The organism is Bradyrhizobium sp. WYCCWR15520, from assembly GCF_056174665.1.
In genome coordinates this window covers 295116-314789 of sequence record NZ_JBWBWM010000002.1, presented here as the reverse complement: position 1 = coordinate 314789, position 19674 = coordinate 295116, and the positions used below count along the sequence as shown (strand labels likewise).

19 protein-coding genes are annotated in these 19674 nt (G+C 61.6%); 11 read left to right on the top strand and 8 right to left on the bottom strand.

Annotated features, from left to right (window positions below):
• Positions 1–9 precede the first annotated feature (9 nt).
• The 10 genes from AC0QUY_RS03460 (at position 10) to AC0QUY_RS03415 (ending at position 9434) form a co-directional block, all read left to right on the top strand.
• Entirely contained in the window at positions 10–693 is a 684-nt protein-coding gene (locus AC0QUY_RS03460; protein WP_475385767.1) for an amino acid ABC transporter permease, read from the top strand.
• A gap of 8 nt (positions 694–701) precedes the next feature.
• The gene (locus AC0QUY_RS03455; RefSeq protein ID WP_475385766.1) at positions 702–1370 is read left to right on the top strand and encodes an amino acid ABC transporter permease; all 669 of its coding nucleotides are present in this window, start codon (positions 702–704) and stop codon (positions 1368–1370) included.
• 1 nt (position 1371) lies between these two features.
• On the top strand, positions 1372–2127 hold the full coding sequence (locus AC0QUY_RS03450) for an amino acid ABC transporter ATP-binding protein (protein ID WP_161856141.1): 756 nt from the start codon (positions 1372–1374) through the stop codon (positions 2125–2127).
• Positions 2128–2159: 32 nt separating this feature from the next.
• Complete coding sequence (locus AC0QUY_RS03445; protein WP_371419497.1) at positions 2160–2942, top strand: transporter substrate-binding domain-containing protein; 783 nt, start codon at positions 2160–2162, stop codon at positions 2940–2942.
• A 58-nt stretch (positions 2943–3000) separates the two neighbouring features.
• The gene (gene rpiB, locus AC0QUY_RS03440; protein WP_161849207.1) at positions 3001–3447 is read left to right on the top strand and encodes a ribose 5-phosphate isomerase B; all 447 of its coding nucleotides are present in this window, start codon (positions 3001–3003) and stop codon (positions 3445–3447) included.
• A 341-nt stretch (positions 3448–3788) separates the two neighbouring features.
• Entirely contained in the window at positions 3789–4862 is a 1074-nt protein-coding gene (locus tag AC0QUY_RS03435; RefSeq protein WP_475385765.1) for a sugar phosphate isomerase/epimerase family protein, read from the top strand.
• A 29-nt stretch (positions 4863–4891) separates the two neighbouring features.
• Entirely contained in the window at positions 4892–6043 is a 1152-nt protein-coding gene (locus AC0QUY_RS03430; protein WP_475385764.1) for a Gfo/Idh/MocA family protein, read from the top strand.
• An 831-nt stretch (positions 6044–6874) separates the two neighbouring features.
• Entirely contained in the window at positions 6875–8092 is a 1218-nt protein-coding gene (locus tag AC0QUY_RS03425; RefSeq protein WP_475385763.1) for a sigma-70 family RNA polymerase sigma factor, read from the top strand.
• Between the two features lie 24 nt (positions 8093–8116).
• Positions 8117–8896: a hypothetical protein gene (locus tag AC0QUY_RS03420; RefSeq protein WP_475385762.1), complete on the top strand. Its 780-nt coding sequence runs from the start codon at positions 8117–8119 to the stop codon at positions 8894–8896.
• Between the two features lie 115 nt (positions 8897–9011).
• Entirely contained in the window at positions 9012–9434 is a 423-nt protein-coding gene (locus AC0QUY_RS03415; protein WP_475385761.1) for a hypothetical protein, read from the top strand.
• A gap of 335 nt (positions 9435–9769) precedes the next feature.
• On the opposite strand, the gene AC0QUY_RS03410 is transcribed toward AC0QUY_RS03415, so the two are convergent.
• The 3 genes from AC0QUY_RS03410 to AC0QUY_RS03400 all read right to left on the bottom strand — a co-directional run bounded on the left by AC0QUY_RS03410 (position 9770) and on the right by AC0QUY_RS03400 (position 13012).
• A complete protein-coding gene (locus AC0QUY_RS03410) occupies positions 9770–11572 on the bottom strand; it encodes a caspase family protein (RefSeq protein WP_475385760.1) in 1803 nt (600 codons plus the stop codon).
• A 139-nt stretch (positions 11573–11711) separates the two neighbouring features.
• On the bottom strand, positions 11712–12146 hold the full coding sequence (locus tag AC0QUY_RS03405; RefSeq protein ID WP_475385759.1) for a hypothetical protein: 435 nt from the start codon (positions 12144–12146) through the stop codon (positions 11712–11714).
• A 158-nt stretch (positions 12147–12304) separates the two neighbouring features.
• Complete coding sequence (locus AC0QUY_RS03400) at positions 12305–13012, bottom strand: DUF4908 domain-containing protein (protein WP_475385805.1); 708 nt, start codon at positions 13010–13012, stop codon at positions 12305–12307.
• A gap of 291 nt (positions 13013–13303) precedes the next feature.
• Here AC0QUY_RS03400 and AC0QUY_RS03395 point away from each other — a divergent pair, with 291 nt between their 5' ends.
• The gene (locus AC0QUY_RS03395) at positions 13304–13735 is read left to right on the top strand and encodes a hypothetical protein (protein ID WP_475385758.1); all 432 of its coding nucleotides are present in this window, start codon (positions 13304–13306) and stop codon (positions 13733–13735) included.
• A 476-nt stretch (positions 13736–14211) separates the two neighbouring features.
• Here the strand turns inward: AC0QUY_RS03395 and greA are convergent, their stop codons facing one another.
• From greA to AC0QUY_RS03370, 5 genes are all read right to left on the bottom strand, one after another.
• Complete coding sequence (gene greA / locus AC0QUY_RS03390) at positions 14212–14694, bottom strand: transcription elongation factor GreA (RefSeq protein WP_475385757.1); 483 nt, start codon at positions 14692–14694, stop codon at positions 14212–14214.
• A 127-nt stretch (positions 14695–14821) separates the two neighbouring features.
• Complete coding sequence (locus AC0QUY_RS03385) at positions 14822–16330, bottom strand: helicase HerA domain-containing protein (RefSeq protein ID WP_475385756.1); 1509 nt, start codon at positions 16328–16330, stop codon at positions 14822–14824.
• Between the two features lie 197 nt (positions 16331–16527).
• Positions 16528–16812, bottom strand: a complete 285-nt coding sequence (locus AC0QUY_RS03380) for a hypothetical protein (RefSeq protein WP_475385755.1) — start codon at positions 16810–16812, stop codon at positions 16528–16530.
• Positions 16767–18647: a DHA2 family efflux MFS transporter permease subunit gene (locus AC0QUY_RS03375; protein WP_475385754.1), complete on the bottom strand. Its 1881-nt coding sequence runs from the start codon at positions 18645–18647 to the stop codon at positions 16767–16769. The genes AC0QUY_RS03380 and AC0QUY_RS03375 overlap by 46 nt, the downstream gene beginning before the upstream one ends.
• Positions 18644–19672, bottom strand: coding sequence for an HlyD family secretion protein (locus AC0QUY_RS03370; protein WP_475385753.1), 1029 nt, complete (start codon positions 19670–19672; stop codon positions 18644–18646). The genes AC0QUY_RS03375 and AC0QUY_RS03370 overlap by 4 nt, the downstream gene beginning before the upstream one ends.
• Positions 19673–19674 lie beyond the last annotated feature (2 nt).

The following is a 19674-nucleotide window of genomic DNA, read 5'->3' as shown; positions in this document are numbered from 1 at the left end:
CCTGTTGCGATGAGCATCGAGCTCGACTTTCCCGCGGTGCTGGAACGGTGGCCGAACTTCCTCGGCGGCGCCATTCTGACGCTCGAACTCGCGTTCCTCGCAACAGTTTCCGGCGCGCTGCTCGGCACGCTTGCCGCCGTGGGCCGCGGCACCCATAGCCGGCTGATTGCCCGCATCTGCAAAGTCTACGTCGAAGCCATCCGCAATACGCCGCTGCTGGTCCAGCTATTCCTGGTCTATTTCGGACTTGCCAGCATCGGCCTGAAACTGTCAGCCTTCACCGTTGCGGTGGTTGCTCTGACGATCAATGTCGGGGCCTACACGGCCGAGATCATGAGGGCCGGTTTCGAAGCAATCCCGCGCGGGCAGATCGAGGCAGCCGAAGGCCTCGCGCTCACGCGCTTCCAGATCTACTGGCACATCATCCTGCTGCCCGCCGTCGAAAAGGTCTATCCGGCTCTGACCAGCCAGTTCGTCCTGCTGATGCTCGCCTCATCGGTCTGCTCGCAGATATCTGCCGAAGAGTTGACGGCGGTTGCCAACTACATCCAGTCGGACACCTATCGGGCATTCGAGACCTACATCATCGTCGCCGTGCTCTACATTCTGCTGTCGCTGGTCTTGCGCGCGGGATTCTGGGGGCTCGGTCTGGTCCTGTTTCCGCGTCGACGCCAACTCGGCACGCCGTTGTGAGGTAGGGCATGGGCGGACATCTCAACATTAACCACCTGCTTTTCCTCGGCCATGGCGCGCTATGGACGATCGGGCTTTCCCTGATCGCGCTTATTGGTGGCGGTATAGTCGGTTTCGTGGTCGCACTCGCGCGCATCTCCCCGCTCAGGTTCGTGCGACTTCTCAGCGCCGCCTATGTACAACTGATCCAGGGCACTCCGCTCCTTGTCATCCTGTTCCTCGGCTATTTTGGACTGGCAGCCATTGGCCTCAAAATGTCGCCGCTTGCTGCCGCCGGTGCTTCGCTCACTCTTTATGTCGCCGCCTATCTCGGCGAAATCTGGCGTGGCTCGATCCAGTCGGTGCCAAAACCACAATGGGAAGCGGCGGAAGGCCTGGCGCTGAGCCGCAGCCAGCGCATGATCAAGGTGATCCTGCCGCAGGCGATCCGCATCGCGACGCCGCCCACCGTCGGCTTCATGGTGCAGATCATCAAGAATACCTCACTCGCCTCGGTAGTCGGTTTCGTCGAACTGATGCGCTCGGGACAGATCGTCAATAACTCGCTATTCGAGCCGTTCGTCGTCTACGCCATCATCGCCGCCATCTATTTCGCCATGTGCTACCCGCTGTCTCTGTTCAGCCAGAAGCTGGAGCGGCGGATGGGACGTGGCAGTGCCAACTTCAGTCTGGCCTGACATGCAGCAAACCGCATCCTCCACCCCCATCGTGTCGCTCCGCGACGTGCAGAAGAGCTTTGGCTCGCTGAAGGTGCTTGATGGCGTGAGCTTTACCGTCGAGCGCGGCGAGGTCCTTGCCATCATTGGCAGGTCGGGGTCCGGCAAGAGCACCGCGTTACGCTGCATCGATCGGTTCGAGAAGGTCGACGGAGGCGAGATCACCGTCTGCGGACGCAGGGTTGATCTTCCAGACGTCGATCTGCGAGCTTTGCGACAGGATGTCGGCATCGTATTCCAGAGCTACAACCTGTTTCCCCACCTCACGATCGAGCAGAACATCACGCTGGCGCCGTGCTCGGTGAAACGAATGGGCCTGACCGAGGCGAAGGCGCTGGCACACAAGGTGCTGGCGCAGGTCGGTCTCGAAGAGAAGATTCACGCCTATCCCGAACAGCTTTCCGGTGGCCAGCAGCAACGCGCCGCCATCGCGCGTTCGCTCGCCATGCAGCCGAAGGTCATGCTGTTCGACGAGGTAACCTCTGCGCTCGATCCCGAACTGACAGGCGAAGTGCTGAAGGTGATCGAACAGCTCGCAGCCGACGGCATGACCATGGTGATGGTCACGCATGAAATGGGGTTTGCAAGGAGCATCGCCGATCGGATCGTTTTCATGCATCGCGGCAAGGTTCACGAAACCGGACCGGCCTCGATCCTGACGGCGCCGACGACGCCGGAACTCGTCCAGTTCGTAGGGACGGGCAATCTAAAATCATAACAGGAGAGGAAACCCCAATGATCGGAAACCGGATGATTCTGAGCAGCGCCGTCGCTGCATGCTGTCTCGTCGTGCTGGCTGACCGGCCGGCGCAGGCCGACCTGCTCGATGACATCACGAAGGCCAAGAAGATTCGGATCTCGACGGACCTTGCCATTCCTCCGTCCGGCATGATGGACAGCAGCATGAAGCCGACCGGCTCCGATGTCGAGGTTGCCCAGTTGCTGGCAAAGGATTGGGGATTGGAGCTGGAATTCATCCAGACTACCGGCGCGACGCGGATTCCGAACGTGCAGACCGGCAAGGCGGATATCATCATTTCGACCCTGTCAGTCACGCCAGAGCGGGCCAAGGTGATCGATTTCTCCAAGCGCTACGCGACGCTACAATCGGATATCGGCTGCCTGAAATCACTGAACGTGAAGGACTGGCCGGACCTGAAGGACAAGACCGTGGGCGTCTCGCGCGGCACCACGCAGGATACGATGCTGTCGAACATGAAGGACAAGGAACTGAAGATCGCGCGCTATGACGACGATGCCACCGGGGTGACGGCGGCCGTCTCCGGCCAGGTCGATTGCGTCGGTTCGTCGGCCACGATCATCAACCAGATCGGCGTCAAGAATCCGGCGCGCGTCTTCGAGTCCAAGATCCCGCTCGCCAGCTTCGATCTCGCCATCGGCCTGAAGAAGGGTGAGACGCGCTTGCTGGAGAAGCTCAACGCGTGGGTCACCGAAAACGTCAAAAACGGCAAGCTCAACGCCATCTACAAGAAATTCCATGGTGTCGAACTGCCACCCGACATGCGCGGCTGAAGCACATAAATCCGTGGCGGCCGCCATGGCCGCCACCATCACAAGAGGAAAAGCTAGAATGCGTCTCGTCATAGGATCCGACCATGCCGGCTGGTCGCTCAAGAAGGCCGTCATCGATCACGTGCGCAGCCTCGGACATGAGGTCGTCGATGTCGGATCCTACGACGCAAATCCGGTGGATTTTCCGGATATCGCACGGGCGGTCGCGGGGAAGATCATCTCCGGAGAGGTCGCCCGCGGCATCATGGTGTGCGGCACCGGTGTTGGTGCCTCGATTGCGGCCAACAAGATGAAGGGTATCCGCGCCGCGGTCTGTCACGATGTCCATTCGGCCCACCAGAGCGTCGAGCATGACGATGTGAATGTCATGTGCATTGGCGCGCAGATCGTTGGACCGTGGCTCGCCAATGATCTGATCTCCTCGTTTCTTGCCGCCGAATTTTCGACGGAGGAGGATTTCCGACGACGCGTCCAGAAGCTTCACGAAATGGATGCGGAAGGCTGAGGCCTTTGCTTAGGGGTGGGCGATCCCTGTGTTCGGTTCACTCAATGTGGATCTGGTCGCCAGGGTGCCGGCGCCGAGGGATCCAACGACAGTTCCCCGAACATAGCACGTGCGCTCATATGCGTGGATTTGGCGCCGGCTTTTGTAGCGATGGGCTGACAATCCGCGTCTTATCAACGGCTTCGCCGCGCAAGTGTTGGAAGTCATACACCCGATCAGCAGGCGGGCGCCGTTGGGGGGACGATCAAGATCGTCTCGCGTATTGAAAGGTCGGCATCCTTGTCGGACAAGGAGACGGCGTCCTACTGGCGTAGCGCAGCGGCTTGAACCGGAGAAATGTCATGTCAGCGACTGTCCGACCGGCCACCATGAAGGGGCCCGCAATTTTTCTGGCGCAGTTCATCGGCGATGCACAGCCGTTTGACAGCTTCGATGCCATCTGCGGCTGGGCGGCAGGACTCGGTTACAAGGGCGTTCAGGTCCCGACCTCCGATCCACGCCTGATCGATATCGACAAGGCCGCAGCCTCTCAGACCTATTGCGATGAGATTGCCGGCGTGGCTGCGAACCATGGTCTGGTGATCACGGAATTGTCCACCCACTTGCAAGGGCAGCTCGTCGCGGTTCATCCGGCCTACAACGAATCCTTCGACGCTTTTGCGCCGCCGGCAGTCAGGGGCAGGCCGAACGAACGTCAGGTCTGGGCGGTAGATCAAATGATGAAGGCCGCGCAGGCGTCTCGCCGCCTCGGCCTCACCGGCAGCGTGAGCTTCACCGGCGCCCTGGCCTGGCCGTTCCTCTATCCCTGGCCGCAGCGGCCGCCTGGCCTGATCGAGACGGCGTTCGACGAACTCGCGCGTCGCTGGCGTCCGATCCTCGATGCATATGAGGAAGTGGGCGTCGACCTCTGCTACGAAATCCATCCAGGCGAGGACGTATGCGACGGCATTACCTTCGAAATGTTCTACGAGCGCACCGGCAATCACCCGCGTTGCGCGATCAACTACGATCCGTCCCACTTCGTCCTGCAGCAGTTGGACTATCTGGCCTTCATCGACATTTACGCCGAGCGCATCCGCGCCTTCCATGTCAAGGACGCGGAGTTCAATCCGACCGGGCGGCAGGGCGTCTATTCGGGCTTCCAGTCCTGGATCAATCGCGCCGGCCGCTTTCGCTCGCTCGGCGACGGACAGGTCGACTTCAAGGCGATCTTCTCGCGGCTGGCTGCCATCGGATTCGACCGCTGGGCGGTGCTGGAGTGGGAATGCTGCCTGAAGAACGCGGAGGACGGCGCGCGCGAAGGTGCCGCCTTTATCCGCGACCACATCATCCGCGTCACCGAGCGAGCCTTCGACGACTTCGCCGGCGGCACCAGCGACGAGACGCAGATCCGCCGGACATTGGGCCTCATCTGAGCGCCTGAATAAATCGACAGGAGCGCGACATGGCTGAGCCACGCATTCGACTTGGAATGGTAGGCGGCGGGGAAGGCGCCTTCATCGGCGCCGTCCACCGTATCGCTGCGCGCCTGGACGATCATTACGAACTCGTCGCTGGCGCGCTTTCGGCCTCGCCCGATAAAGCGATCCGATCGGCGGCGGCCATTGGCCTTGAGTCCGATCGATCCTATCCGGACTTTCGGACCATGGCCCAGGCCGAGGCCGCGCGAACCGACGGCATCGAGGCGGTTGCGATCGTCACTCCAAACCATATGCACGCCGCTGTCGCCGACGTCTTCCTGGATGCGGGTGTTCATATCATCTGCGACAAACCGTTGACGACAACCCTTGAGGAGGCGCGCCGGTTGCGCGACAAGGCACGCACGAGCGGACTAATATTTGCCGTCACCTATAATTATTCCGGTTATCCGCTTGTCCGCCATGCCCGCTCGATGGTTCAGGGCGGCGAACTCGGCGCGATCCGGATCGTGCAGGTCGAATATCCGCAGGATTGGTTGGCCGAGCCGCTTGAGGCTGCGGGCCAGAAACAGGCCGACTGGCGTACCGACCCAGCGCGCTCGGGTGCCGGCGGCTGCGTCGGCGACATCGGTACCCATGCATATCAGCTGGCGCACTTTGTCACCGGGATGATGCCTGAGCAGATTCTGGCCGAGACGACCATCTTCGTGCCGGGCCGCCGTGTCGATGACAACGTGCAAATCCTGCTGCGTTACGGGAACGGGGCGCGGGGCGCATTATGGGCAAGCCAGGTTGCACCCGGAAACGATAACGGGCTGCGATTACGGATCTTCGGCGAGAAGGGCGGTCTGGATTGGCGGCAGGAAGAGCCGAACCTTCTCACCTGGTCGCCGCTCGGCGAAGCACCACGGTCGATCCGCCGCGGCGCAACGTCCATGAACGCCGCCGGTCAGCGCGTCAATCGTATTCCACCCGGCCATCCCGAGGGATACCTGGAAGCGTTCGCGACGATCTATACCGAAGTGGCCACAGCTATTATGGCCAGTCGTACCGCATCCCTTGCCGATCCGGGGCTGACCTTTCCAACGATTGAAGATGGCTTTGCCGGTGTTGCGATGGTGGACGCCGTCCTGCGCTCGAGCGCGGCCGGAGGGGTCTGGATGCCGGTTGAATTGTGAAAATGCCGACCACACCATCGTCCCGGTCAGGTGGGGCACGGAGGCTAATGCGAGGTCTGTGTCATTCTTGATGGGGACTGCTCGTGGCGACCGCCGACGACACGACAGAACGAACTCATTGTGTCGGTCGGTGCCTGAGCGGTTCAAAGCTCGTGCTGGACCTGATCCGCGCCCGAATATCTCCTAATTGGGTAGCGGCCTGTCGGTCGGCTGGAGAAGTTGTGAGGTTCGAACGCTTGGCGAGTCGCGATCGCGCCGCGTCGATCCGGGCGCAGGATGACCGCTGAAGATCGTCGTGAGTTAAGCAATGTGCCGTATTCAACTCGTAAGACGGACGATTGCAGATTTTGGCTGACCGTGACGCCTTGGTCACACCGGGTGAAGGGTGCAATCCCAGGAAGAAATTATAATGTTCAAATCCTGGTTGTATCTAGTCCTGGGAGCGCGTGTTGCCGATCTTGTGCGCGCATCGCGGCTGGTGCCGATCGCGATAACTCTGCAGTTTCAAAGGGTACGTGGACCCGGCGATCGACGCAGCGCGGCTTGTGGCATTTGTGGGCGCATCGTTGTGACAAAACTTGGTCCGTGTCAGGGCGGCAGATGTCGCTTGCGCCGCAAGTGGAGCCCTCGCTCAGGACTGGCAACGCATCATTCGTTTGCAGTCTCAACGCCCGCTTGCATTGTTGCAATTCATAATCTCGCCAGATTGGAAGACCACTTGTGCGGCGACAAAACCGGTTGTTTGGCGACAAAAAGGGCCAACTTGAAGGCCGCAGTCTCTGGCTGTTCACTGTCGTTCGGTAGCTCGACCGTTTGTCGGGAGACGAGGTCATGTGGTCGCGCAGCCTGTTGGTTCAGAATCTGTTGGTGCCAAAAAAAGCCAAGCCACAAGACGACGATGCCGACAGTGCCAACGCGGTAGCCGACCGAGCGGTCTCTTCCGAGGTGCAGACTGTGCCGCCGCTGAGCGGCAATTTTGAGCATGCACTCGTCAATGCCATCCTCTCCGGTGAGGCCAGCGCGGCGAGCAGATTTCTCGAACACGTCTCGACGACCCTGTGGTCGATCGTCGTGAAGCTGGTAGGCGATGGAGCCGACGCGGAGGCTGCATTCCTTCACATCGTCGCATCACTGAAGGCTGACGATTATGCGCGGCTGCGAGGGTTCAACGGGCGTTCGCGGATTACGACGTATTTGTCGCTTGTAGCTCGCGATGTTCTCGCCGACCAACTGGCGGGACAATTCAGCAAAACGCCGCGCGAGGCGTGGGAGAGATTCTCGCGCTACTTCGAGGCCGACGTTCGCAGCCGGATCGCCAAACAATTGCCGAGCAAACTTGGTAGAGCCGGTCGCGAGGACGCGTATCAAGAAGTATGCCTCAAGCTGATCGAGAATGATTTTCGTCGCATCCGTTCTTACGGGGGCCGCGGCAGCTTCACAGGCTATATTCTGACAGTGGTCGATCGTATCCTGATCGATCTTGTGCGGCGTGAAACGCCTCGACGGCGTATGCCGGCGGCGATTTCCCGTTCGCCGCCGCTTGACCAGGCGATTTATACGGCCGTGGTATGGGAGGGTTGTCCGCTGGACGCCGATCGGCTTGCCGCTGCACTACGCGGCAGGCTGGTGCAAGATCCGACAGTTGCTGACATCGCCGAGTCGGTCGCGCGCCTTGCCGGTATCGTGAGGCTGGAGCGCACATCGCCTGCGACCGAGGCCGTCTCGCTTGATGCACTGCTTGGCGAAGGCGGAAGCATTTCGATCGCGGATTCATCGCCAACTCCCGAGGATCGGTTGCTGCTCTTTGAGGAGGAAGAGCGCCGCGCAGCTCTCGTCGCGGCCATCAATGCGGCAGCGGAAAAGCTTCCTTCCGATGAACGGTTGTACCTTCAGATTGTATTTTCGGCCAATGAGCCGTTACCGGCACGTGGCATTGCGAGGCTGATGGGTTGTCCGGTCGAGGACGTCTATCGCTTGAAGCAGCGCAGCCAGAAATGGCTAAAAGAAATCACGGTGCAATTGGAAAAGAATTCCGATATGTCCGTCTAAACATGGGTATTGGAATTCTGCCCGATGATCGAACGCCCCAGTCACGAGCCGGCGTCTGCGCACGCCGAGGACGACGGCCGCTCCGACCGGCTACAAGCGCTTGAGCTGTTTCGCGCGCAATTGTCGCGGGCCATTTCCGAGGGGTTGGGGCAGGGCTCCGTTGCAGCAGGTCAATGGAGCGAGATCGACAACGCGCAGCTCGCCGCGTTTCTCGATGGTTCCCTGCCGCGGGCAGAGTGGGATGCTGTCGCCACGAGGCTTGCCAACGACCCGGCAGCCCGCGCGGAGTTAGCCGCCGCGGCGGAACTGCTGGACGAAATCCAGGCGCGACCTGCGACAGTTCCCGCGGGTTTGATGGTGCAGGCCGCCGGCGTTCTTGCTGCGTCGGAACAGAGCCGGCCGGAGGTTTCGGCCGTGGCGGTCGCTCCAGTTGCTCAGTACCGGCGTTCGGTTGTGTGGTCCGGCTTCGCTCTGGCCGCCCTGGCTGTGATCGCGATCCCGACTGTTGTGAAGATGGTTGGCGACGGCGCAACGACCGCGGTCAAGCCGGACGACGCCGGTGATACGATGAGCCGCGGAATCGTGGCGACGCCGTCCAGTCCGACCAGGAAGAAAGATGTTCAGTCGTGCATTGACGCGAACGAACAGGCCAAGAAGCCGACACCCAATAACATGGGAAGTGACCGCGGTACTGTAACCGAGCATCCTCCGGGCGAGGCGCCCACCAAAGACAATGATCCATGCGGGCCCAAGCCGGCGGGTGCCGGCAAGCATGAGCGCCCCGCTTCGGCAGGATCGAACTGACCTAAACTCGACGCTTTAAGTCGTCCGGGCCGCATCTCGGTTGCGGGCGGTACGCTGCGTTCTAATCACAACGACGGGTCCGAAAGAGACATCACAACAGGGCAACGGATCAAAAGTGAAAGTTGTGTCCGTCTACTTCAATGTTGTTGTCCAAACGCACGTTGTAAAGGAGAAGAAGGTAATGCACCACACAACGACCAAAGGTGCGATCGGATCACGCTTGAGCATGCGCAGAGCGTTGCCGATCTTGCATGCGGCAGGTGCTGTTCTGCTCGTCATTGCCGTAACGGGGCCTGCACGCGGGCAGAGCACCGGTATCGCCGCCTGCGATGACTTTCTGACAAAATACGATACTTGCGTGACGTCGAAGCTTCCGGAGGCGCAGCGCGCGACCTACAAGGCGCAGCTCGACCAGACGCGCAAGACGTGGATTGACATGGCCAAGAACCCGTCAACAAAGCCAGCCATGGAACAAAGTTGCAAGCAGACGATGGACGCGATCAAGACCTCGCTGCAAGGCTTCGGCTGCTCGTTCTAATGTAGCTGCACGGGAAGGCGTGGGGCGTCCATTCGTCCCATCCTTCTGTGGAGCGCACGTCGAAGCAAAAGGGCCTGGAGGCCATCCCGCCAGAGCACGATCCGGAAGAACCTGCCCCGCATTTGTTGCGGGGTGGGGACACCGGTCTTCCCTCGCGAGAACCGCGGTTGCGCGGAGATTCACGCTCAGGCAACAAGCCAGAGCGCGATGACGATTCATCCTGAACCCGTCGCGCTCATATAAGACGGCTGCTTCCGAGGACGGTCTCGAAAGCAGGGCGTGCCAGGGAAGATATTCTGGCCGCGTCATGGTCGCGACTGGTGCGACTATCTCGCCTATCGCGATTTAATTTCCCGGCAGCGGGCCGCGCGCAGTCCTGTCAAGGCGTCGCGCTGCAGTAGTATCGGGCAAGCATTGCCAAGGTAATAGCTGTCGCCGGTCTCGCGCGCGACTTGCGCCACGACTGCGGTGCCGAGTGTGTTCCAGCAGGCTTCCGTGAGCGCCCCCGCTGCCTTGGCCTCATCCCAGTCGGGAGGCCGGCCGAGCGCGGCAATGACGGCGTCCGTCAGATCTGGATCCGTACAGACCGCCACGTTCGCTTCGGGCGGTGCTTCGATCGCGATGGCGAAAAACGGCGCAGCGGCGGATCGGTTGAGCTTGCGTCCGACGAGACGGGCAGCGTCACGCGCGAGGTCGACGCGCACCGTACCGGCGTTCTTGGGCGTTGTGCGCACGAAGCTCTCCAGTCGCCGACGGCAATCGACGAGTATCGTCCCGTAAGCCTGCTCAAGGCAGTCGCCGAACGCGGACAGGCCGATCGACGTGCGCAGGGCCAGGAATTTCGCGTTGTCGTTCAGGATCGGAAAGGTCGTGGCATAGTGCTCGAGCGCCGCAAGCCGATCGTGAAATGGATGCGGCGACGTTGCAAGCGGAGATAATTCGCCGATCGCAGCTTGTTCGGCCAACGAAGCCCAGTGTGCGTCGCGCGCCGTCGGCCTCACCGTTGTCAGGTGGCCGCGGAGCTCGCTCCAGCTTTTCGCGGCCGCCAGCGCGTCGAGTTCGGCGGTCAGAGGATCGGCCGGGGGAGCCGGCACGGCCTCGGTGACACGCTTGTCGACGTCGGAGAGCAGGGCTGCGGTTTGTGGTGGCGGGGGGTCGGCAGGCGTGGGGCGTCCGCTTGAGTTGAGCACGATCTCGCCAACGACCTGGTCGTAGTAGGCCGGCGTTTGGTCGCGACCGACGCTCGCCGCCAGCTGCCGCACCTCGATTTGCAGGCGCTTGGCAATCTGCACCAGCGTCAGGTCCGGCTCCCCGAGCCGGCGTATGAGGTTTCGTGTGAATACGGAGTTTGAGGCGCGCTCGGTGCTGGACAGCCGGTCGAGCGCGGTTTGCTTGGCGCCAGCGGAGAACATGATGAACACGCCTTCCGCAGGCGTCATCGCTGCGAGACCGCCGCTGCCCTTGAGCCCGCGTCCGCCCGGCCGCTCGAACGGATTGTTACGGCAAGCGTCGAGCACGAGCACCACGGTGCGGGCGCCGCGCCCCTGCAGCCGGTCGATGATCCGGCCGGCTGGAATTGCGGAATCGCGGATTAGCTCTTCCTGTCCCTCGCGAACTTCCGGGATGTCCGTCGGCAGTAGGTAGTTCTGGCCCTGGATCTCGAAGCCGTGTCCAGCGAAGAAGAACAGCGCAGTGTCACCAGGCTCGATCGCCTTGTCGAAGGCGAGCATGGCCTCGCTCATGGCACGGCGCGACTGGTTTTCTACGGAAATCACCGAGAAGCCGAGCTTGCGCAGTGCGGTGCCGACCGCGCGCGCGTCGTTGACGGCGGTCTGCAGCCGCGGAATGTTCTCATAAGCGTTATTGCCGACCAGCAGGGCAACGCGCTTCTCCGCGCGTGCGGTTGCGGCGAAACTTATCGCGACGCTCAGCGCGAGAATTGCCAGGCACAAGTGTTTTTTCGACATGAATGCTTTCGTCGATGCTATGGCGAGCTGATGGAGCCGCTGTCTCCGCTGCCTGCCACGGTTCGGCGTTTGAGCGCCATTATCGCCAACTCTGATCCGATTTGGGTTCTTTCGCCACGGGGGGTCGTTATGTTCACGTTTGAAATAACTTTCAGAGACCTGCCAGAGCACGATGAGTTCAAGCCCTCATCGCGCTCTTGCCTATTCTTTGAGCATGAGCTTCGCGCAAACGCGGTCCGCGTTTGCTGCGAGGGAAAACCGGTGTCTACCTGCAACAAAGTGCGGGGGCAGGCTTCTTCCGGATCACGCTCTAGACGATACGGTAGAGAAACGTTGCAACGATCGTCCATAGGCCGAGGACGATCGCGGCATAGCCGAGCACGGTCTGATAGGGCACAATAATGGCGCGAATCTGCTCGCCGCGCTGCACCGCTTCAGCGCTGCGGTTGAGGATGTACTTCGTCAGCAAGGCATAGCCGAGTAGCAGGCCGAGCGAGGCAATTAGCACGCCGGTCGCGAGGTAGGTCAGCCACCACACCGGCACGTAGCCGAACCAATTCAGGTTGATGATCGCGCTGATAATGATCCAGACACCCCATAGGCAAGTGATGAATCCGAACCATCCCTGGTAAGGTATCATCATTTCGATATACGCCTTCGCGTCCGGACGCCTCGCGACGATGCTCGAAGCGGCCGCAAGGGCGCCGAGCGCGAGCAAAACCAGCCCAGTAATCAGACCCGACATTGGATTCCTCTCTTTCTTGATAAGATAGCGCACCATATTGCGGTGATATTTCAAGACGGCCTGCGGCCGTCGCCACCACATCAAGATAGAGAGACGGACCGGCGACGATTTTTCTCCGCGCCGGCTGCTGTAAATTTGTGGCTCGGGTATCGATCCAGCTACAGGAGGTCGCCGATCGCAGACTTGAGGCGCGCCGAGGACGGCCGGCCTGTAACCGCCTCCATTGCTTTGACCTCTACGATCAGGGCGTCGTCCGCCAGCCTGACGTCGACCCGGTCGGCGTCGCGGATGACGACGCGCCGCAGTTTCGCCGCGATGACCTCGCGTGCGATCGGTGAGGTGAGCATCTCCGCCAGAGTAATTCCGGTGACCGCGATGGCGTCCGCCATGGCGGACCATGCGGCGGAGTCAGCGGAAAGGCGCGGCGCGTCGAGCGAGATCGCGAGCGCCGGGGCGCCCGCGCCCCTGAGCTTGCGCCCTATGGACTCAGCCTCGTTCTCGGCCTGCTCCTTCGTCGCCTTCTTGACGACGAGCGGTTCGGCTTCCTGGTCACGATACGCGTCAGCCGCACCGCCCGACAATTTGTCGCTGAATACGAGTATGCGGCCCGTTTCATAGATCCGAAGAACCGAGACGCCGTCATCGCGCTTGAGCGTTATCGAATTGTATGGAGCCTGCTCGGCGGTCAAGGCCAGGATTTCGTCGGAGCCGTCGAAGCGCAGCTTGATCGGCGTCCCCATCCGGTCGATCACAAAGCCCATCAATCCGCTGCCGGTGCTGTAATGGCCGATGCGAAGCCGCGGGCCGTTCTCCGCTGCGAGGGCACCATGGCCGACGATCAAGGTGAGGGCGGCGCCGAATATCATTCGGAAACGTCCGGACATGGTGGACCTCACAGCATCACGACAATACGCGGGATGCGGTATTGCCGACGAGCGCAGGGAGAAGTGAGAAGTAAATGCGGAGTTTTTGCGGCCGACACTCATATTGAATGCGGCGCATTATTCAAAATGGTTCAATCAAGATTCACCGCTGCAGGTGCCGTGATGACGCAGGAAAATCACCGCCGCTGTCCGTCTATCCCTGGGTCCGTCAATGGCCGGACGCCGTGCCCGCACGGGATGTGTGCATGAACATCCAATTCGGAGTTGTCCGCTATGAATATCCACGTCGGTCTCGCCCTCGCCGCGCTCTCGATCCTCTCCTCGATCGCGTTTGCGCAATCGCTCAAGGACAGGGAGTATTTCGCAGACCAAGAGAAGTATCTCGCGGGAGAGGTCGCCACCACCAACGAGCGGTGCGGCAACAGTCTCACAGCAAAGTTTGACTGGTTGAAGCCGCCGGCGCCGGAGGAGCGGAAGATCTACAGCGCCTACGGCTACTGCGGCGCAGCTCTCGAGGCCATGCGGCGCGTCTGTGACTCCCAGGCCGGCAAGGAAGCCGTCAAACAGAAGATCAAAAGCCTGACGTGTAGTTTTGGACCGCAGCGTACCGTTGTGCTCAAGGATGGCTCGATCGACTACGAGGTCAATTTCAGTTCGAGCAACGACGCCGACTATGTGTTCGAATATTTACAAAACAATTTGTGAGCGCCTGGAGTAGTCAGGCCGTGCGCCCGCCATTTCAATGCCTTGGCCAATCCAGCGAAGTGGAATCGGTCATCGCGACGAGGCTATATTCTTCAACTGCACTAGGAATGTTATCAGCCAAGCAAAAGCATACATGCCCGCGAGACCAAGAGCCGTTCTGCGATCCATCAAGGACAGATTTGTCCACCACCATACGCGGTAAAGCCATAATCCCGTCGTGGCCGCGCCAAGCAAGCAGACCAATACCTTCAGAAAGGACGAGTTTGCGACGCCCAAGGCGCCGAACAAAAGCGTTGCTGGAACGAGAAACATCGTGCAGGCGGATATCAGAGTCTCGTTCATGGCTCCTCAAGACGTCTCCGAATCGGAAATACGGTGCGCAGTTTGCAGCAACGCGCACCTTTTTTGGAAGGCCGATGTATCGGCGCGCATAGCTTGATTTGGACCCCTCCAACTGGGCCCCGATGCGGGACGTGCTACGAGATCGAAATAATCTCAAGCGTTTGGCCGGATGCGCCGACTTCATCCCCAACAGCCTTGCCCATCAGAAGCCTCGCCACCGGTGATACGAAGGAAATAGAACCGGCCTTGGGGTCCGCTTCGTCCTCTCCCACAATACGATATTTCTGCACACGCCCGTCGTCTCGCCTGAAGGTCACCGTGCTGCCAAAGGCGACAGTGTCAGTCGACGTCGGATTGGGGATGACCTGAGCCGTACGAACTCTCGCCGCAAAGTAGCGCGCATCACGCAACGGAATTGCTGCTTGCCGCCGTCGTTCATTCACGTCTTCGATCTTCTGCGCGGTCTCGTATGCCTCGCGAGCCTGGTGGAGCTGAAATTCCAGAGCCTTCAAGCCTGCTTCCGTGACAAGGTTCGGATGAGGCGAGACCGGGCGGTCGGGGAGCAAAGTCTCCGACGCCGTTTCGGCACTGTCTTCCTTGGTGAAGGCAACGCTCAAGCTAAGAACTCCTCTGAACGGAGATATGCAAAAAGCGGTCGGCGACAAGTGCGCGGACACTTCAAGGGAACCTTCCGCGAATCATATACGGCGGAGCGACACGGGCGCCATCAAAGTTGCCGTCGCATTAGGGAGCCGAACTGCTGCAGCCTTGCTCCGCCGGCAGTTCCTCGGCATTGGGATCGCCCGGGGCCGTCGCCCAGGCCAGTTCGACGAGCGTCACGATCCGCCGACCGGCGCCGTCGAGCTGGCAAACGATGAGGCCCTGCTCCTCGATGTAGGTCAAGAGACGCCGCGCACGGCGCAACGAATGTGAGCCGTAGGCGCGGGCAATCGCTGCATCGCCCGGGCAGGGCCAACCTTCCTTCGCGGCGCGGGCAATCATCATGAAGACGCCCTGCATATCCTCCGGCAGAAGTGAGGCGCGGACGGAGACATCCTGCCACCCGTCATCCTCAGTCATATCGGAGCCGAGCCCGGCGCGGGCGCGCGTCAACATGCGACGGAAGTCACCGAGGTCCGGCACGGCCGAACCGAGGCCCTCTATCCGGCAGCGGACCACGAACTCCTGATAGAGCACGCCGATGGCACGGAATCCCGCGTCGGGTTCCGCCATGATGGCGCGCAGAATACGGTCGACCCGCTCACGCCGCTCCGCCAGTTCCTCAGCGCTGAGTGGCTGCTCCACCGCTTCGGGACGGATCTCCAGCGCCGCGGTTTTTGCCGCCATGAGCTGGCCGAGGAGGTCTGGCGGCGATCGGCGCTGGGGCCGATTATTTTCGGGCGGCGGCGCTGCCAGGATGATGGCGCGTGCGTCCGGCGTCGCTTCCGGCAGAGGCATCAGGCGCGGGGTCGCGTTGCGCGGCGTGGTGTCCGTCGGACCAATGCGCAGGCCCAGCGGACGGCGGGAGAGGGCCGGTCCCAGCGCCATGAATTGCCCGCGCTCCAGATCCCGGAAGGCCTCGGCCTGTCGCCGCTCCATGCCCAGAAGGTCGGCGGCGCGCGCCATGTCGATATCGAGGAATGTTCGGCCCATGAGGAAATTGGATGCCTCGGCCGCGACGTTCTTGGCGAGCTTCGCCAGTCGCTGGGTAGCGATGACCCCCGCAAGCCCGCGTTTGCGGCCACGGCACATCAGGTTCGTCATAGCACCGAGCGAGAGCTTGCGTGCCTCGTCCGAAACCTCGCCGGCGACTGCCGGTGCGAACAGCTGCGCCTCATCAACCACCACCAGCATCGGGTACCAGTGGTCGCGGGCGACCTCGAAAAGCCCGCTGAGGAAGGCGGCGGCGCGCCGCATCTGGTTCTCGGCGTCGAGCCCCTCAAGATTGAGCACCGTGGAGACGCGATGGATGCGCGCTCGCTCGCCGGCGACCTCCAGGCCCCGCTCGGTATGGTCCTCGGCATCAATCAGGAGGTGGCCGAAACGGTCGGCCAGCGTCACGAAGTCGCCTTCGGGGTCCAGGATGGTCTGTTGCACCCAGGGCGCACTCTGTTCCAGCAGCCGGCGCAGCAGATGGGATTTGCCGGAGCCCGAATTGCCCTGCACCAGCAGGCGGGTCGCCAGCAGTTCCTCCAGGTCGAGGTTAGCCGGGGCGCCTGCCGTTGTGTGTCCCATCTCGATCGCAACGGTCATGTCCCGACTCAAAGTCTCCTTAGCGGAGGCGGGCTTAACAACCTGATCGCAGCCCGTCGAGCGCCCATGGCCGACTACTCCGTGTTCTCCACGGCTGGTCGAATGCGATCCAGATGGACTTGCCGACCTTTAACGCACCGGAGGCTGTCGCTAGAGGTCGTTTTCAGTGTTTCTTCCAAATGCGTCTTGAAACTGGGCTACGGCCACTTCTGCAGTGCAGTTCCATCGACCTCTTCCAACGGAAGATCGAGATGCGCCAGCGCCGTGGGAGCGATGTCGATGATGCGGCTCGTTCTCGTAATGGACGCACCGGCCTCGAAGCCACGTCCTACCGCGATCAGCGTTGGCTGCGTTTCGTAAGCGCCCAGGCCGCCATGCATGCCGCAGTCTCGACGGATCGCGTCCTCCTGCTCGGAGAACCGCACCGCCATGGCGGTCAGGCCGGGAACGCCGTTGCGGTTTGAGCCAGCGCTCTTCGCCATATCGACGGCAAGCAGATCGTCACCGGGGATCTGGCCCTGAATATTCGACTGCCTGCCTCCAGGCTGCCGACGGTTGTTTGCCAGCCAGCAACGCCTTCAGTGCTTCCCCCTGACCGTTGCCTCGCTGCGCAGCGACATTCGGCTGATCGCCGGCGGGATCTGAGGTGCGCATGTCTGCCCTCGTTTGAGCATCGTCGGGTCGAGCGGGATTCGGCGCGGGATGTCTCATGTCGGCTCCTCGGTTCTGGGTGACGCGCAGCGTGCATTTTCGCGTAGCGGTGGAATCCGATCTTGATGGTGACCAGCACCGGCGCGGCGAATACAAACAGCAGGGCGACGGCATTGAATGCCGTGTCGAAGGCGATCACGGTAGATTGAGCTGTGACGGCCCGGCCCAGCAGGCTCGCGGCAGCGCGGCCGGCGGCCACGGCGTCCATTCCCCTTGCCGCGAGCATAGCTGTCATCGTCGTCAGCCGTTCGCCGACCGCAGGAGCGCCTGATGTGACGCTGGCGCCGAGTACTGCAACATTGCCGGCGACGTCTTGGTCGATCAGCCTCTGGAGCCCGGCGACTCCCATGAGACCACCGAGCTGGCGACCGGCATTGAACAGACCTATACCCGACGCGCGGTTGCGGTCGTTGAGATTGCTGAAAGCGATCAGATTGATCGAAAGAAACAGAAAACCAAGGCCAAAGCCACGCAACAAGACGGCCGCCATCATGTCATCAGCGCCGCTTTCGCTGGTTGAGCCGGACAGCATCCACATCGCCACCATGATCATCAGGATTCCAAGGGGCACGGTGGCGACCGGAGGAAGACGGCGGACCTGCATGAGGAAGGCGGCGATGAGGAGCGAACCGACGAAAAGTGCGCCGCTTGGCAACAGGAGCAGGCCGGCATCGGTGGGCCTGAACGCGAGAACGGACACGGCGAACGAGGGGATCAGGAACGCGCTTCCGAACAAGGCTGCGCCGGCGACGAAACTGACGATAAAGGCGAAGCAAAAATCTTCCGACCGGAACAAGGTGAAATCGAGCAGGCCCCGGCCTTTGGCCATTACTTGTTGGCCGAGAAATGCCAGCAGAGCGGCTGCGCCGATCGCTGTCAGCCACAGGATGCGCGATTCATCGAACCAGTTCCATCGGCTGCCCTGGCTCAAGACATAGGTGAAGCACAAAAGGGTGACGGAGATGAGTGAGAAACCGATCCAGTCAAACGGACGGCGTACGGTCGCAACCGGCCTCGGTCCGTCCGCGATCAACAGCAGTCCGGTGGCCGCCACCGCGAGCGGAACGACGCTGAAGAAAATCCATGTCCAGGATTGGCTGTCGACCAGCCATCCCTGGAGAGCAGGGGCGATCGTCCCGGGAGCGACCACCGACCCCATCGCAAACAGGGCTTGAAGGATTGGTTGGTGAGATCGCGGATAGGCGAGAAAGATGATTGTCTGGCCTCCGACGAGCAGGGCGGCGCCGGAGAAGCCTTGTATCACGCGGAGTGCGATCAGGAGGTCCAAGCGATACGTGACGGCGGCAATGCCGCACGCCGTGCCCATGATCAGGGTTGCGCAGATGATCAGGCGGTGCGGATTGACACGGCTCATCAGCCAGGGCGCGACCATAAACCCGATGAGCTTCAACGCCGTGTATCCAATATCCAGCCAAGCGAACTCATCAGGGGTCGCGTGGGTGTCGCCGATGATATCGCTGCGTCCAAGCGACAGTACAGTGCTCGCGATCGCCTCCGTCAACGTTGCAAGCACAATGCCCGCGACCAGAAGGGGCCCAGCCGCAGCTCTGTCGTAGACGGGCGTGACGGCAATGGTCGTGCTCATGAGCCCCGTCCTCGATCGATCTCGACACGCGCGGAGAGGCCGGGCACGAGACGGCCTTGCAATGGATGGCCGGCAAACCGGATCTTCACCGGGACACGCTGAACGACGCGAATGAAGTTTCCTGTCGCATTGTCGACGGGAAGCAGGCTGAAGGCAGACCCGCTGCCGGGCGCAAAGCTGTCCACCACGCCTTCAAACGTCGTATTCGGATAGCCGTCGACCGTGATGCGGGCGCGCTGACCGGGCCGGATATGTTCGATCTGGGTTTCCTTGAAATTCGCGACCACCCATACGTCGCTGACCGGAACGATATCGAGCAGGGAGGCGCCCGGCGCGACAAGCCGGCCGAGACGCACCTGGCGGTTGCCGATCACGCCGTTGACCGGCGCATGTACCACGGTGTGGTCAAGATCGATCTGGGCGAGATCGCGTGCCGCCTTCGCCTGTGCCAGGGCTGCGACGGCAGCCTCGCGCTGGGTGGCAAGCACCGCGATACGTTGCTGCTGAGCCTCCACCGTTGCCGATGCTGCCGACACGCCCGCTTCGGCCCTCGCCAGCGCCGCGTCGCTTTCGTCGACTGCGGCTTGGCTGACGGCGTTGGTGCGGATCAACTCGCGGCGGCGATCGGAGGCTTTCGTTGCCAGATTCCTCTCGGCCACGGTCGAACGTCTCTGCGCTTCGGCCTGCCGAACCAGGGCATGCTGAAGCTGGATATCGGCATCGACATTGGTGAGACGGGCCTGGGCGGATTCGACATTGGCCTCTGCCTGTGCAAGCCGCGCGCGATAGTCGCGGTCATCGATCCGGAACAGGACGTCGCCCGCCCGGACGGTCTGATTGTCCTCAACCTCGACGGCCGTGACGTAGCCCGCAACTTTTGGCGCGAGCGAGGTCACGTCGCCGCGGATATAGGCGTTGTCGGTCGTCTCGCCGCCCGATCGGACCCAGACCCATCCGGTAGCCACGACCGCGACTGCGCCGAGGCACAGCAGCAGGCCAGCCTTCTTTGTCTTGTCCAGCGACATGA

Excerpts from the sequence above, each read along its gene's own strand:
- AC0QUY_RS03460 (WP_475385767.1), top strand. The coding sequence starts at position 10 with ATGAGCATCGAGCTCGACTTTCCCGCGGTGCTGGAACGGTGGCCGAAC.
- AC0QUY_RS03455 (WP_475385766.1), top strand. The coding sequence starts at position 702 with ATGGGCGGACATCTCAACATTAACCACCTGCTTTTCCTCGGCCATGGC.
- AC0QUY_RS03450 (WP_161856141.1), top strand. The coding sequence starts at position 1,372 with ATGCAGCAAACCGCATCCTCCACCCCCATCGTGTCGCTCCGCGACGTG.
- AC0QUY_RS03445 (WP_371419497.1), top strand. The coding sequence starts at position 2,160 with ATGATTCTGAGCAGCGCCGTCGCTGCATGCTGTCTCGTCGTGCTGGCT.
- rpiB (WP_161849207.1), top strand. The coding sequence starts at position 3,001 with ATGCGTCTCGTCATAGGATCCGACCATGCCGGCTGGTCGCTCAAGAAG.
- AC0QUY_RS03435 (WP_475385765.1), top strand. The coding sequence starts at position 3,789 with ATGTCAGCGACTGTCCGACCGGCCACCATGAAGGGGCCCGCAATTTTT.
- AC0QUY_RS03430 (WP_475385764.1), top strand. The coding sequence starts at position 4,892 with ATGGCTGAGCCACGCATTCGACTTGGAATGGTAGGCGGCGGGGAAGGC.
- AC0QUY_RS03425 (WP_475385763.1), top strand. The coding sequence starts at position 6,875 with ATGTGGTCGCGCAGCCTGTTGGTTCAGAATCTGTTGGTGCCAAAAAAA.
- AC0QUY_RS03420 (WP_475385762.1), top strand. The coding sequence starts at position 8,117 with ATGATCGAACGCCCCAGTCACGAGCCGGCGTCTGCGCACGCCGAGGAC.
- AC0QUY_RS03405 (WP_475385759.1), bottom strand. The coding sequence starts at position 12,146 with ATGTCGGGTCTGATTACTGGGCTGGTTTTGCTCGCGCTCGGCGCCCTT.
- AC0QUY_RS03400 (WP_475385805.1), bottom strand. The coding sequence starts at position 13,012 with ATGATATTCGGCGCCGCCCTCACCTTGATCGTCGGCCATGGTGCCCTC.
- AC0QUY_RS03395 (WP_475385758.1), top strand. The coding sequence starts at position 13,304 with ATGAATATCCACGTCGGTCTCGCCCTCGCCGCGCTCTCGATCCTCTCC.
- AC0QUY_RS03385 (WP_475385756.1), bottom strand. The coding sequence starts at position 16,330 with ATGACCGTTGCGATCGAGATGGGACACACAACGGCAGGCGCCCCGGCT.
- AC0QUY_RS03380 (WP_475385755.1), bottom strand. The coding sequence starts at position 16,812 with ATGGCGAAGAGCGCTGGCTCAAACCGCAACGGCGTTCCCGGCCTGACC.
- AC0QUY_RS03375 (WP_475385754.1), bottom strand. The coding sequence starts at position 18,647 with ATGAGCACGACCATTGCCGTCACGCCCGTCTACGACAGAGCTGCGGCT.
- AC0QUY_RS03370 (WP_475385753.1), bottom strand. The coding sequence starts at position 19,672 with ATGTCGCTGGACAAGACAAAGAAGGCTGGCCTGCTGCTGTGCCTCGGC.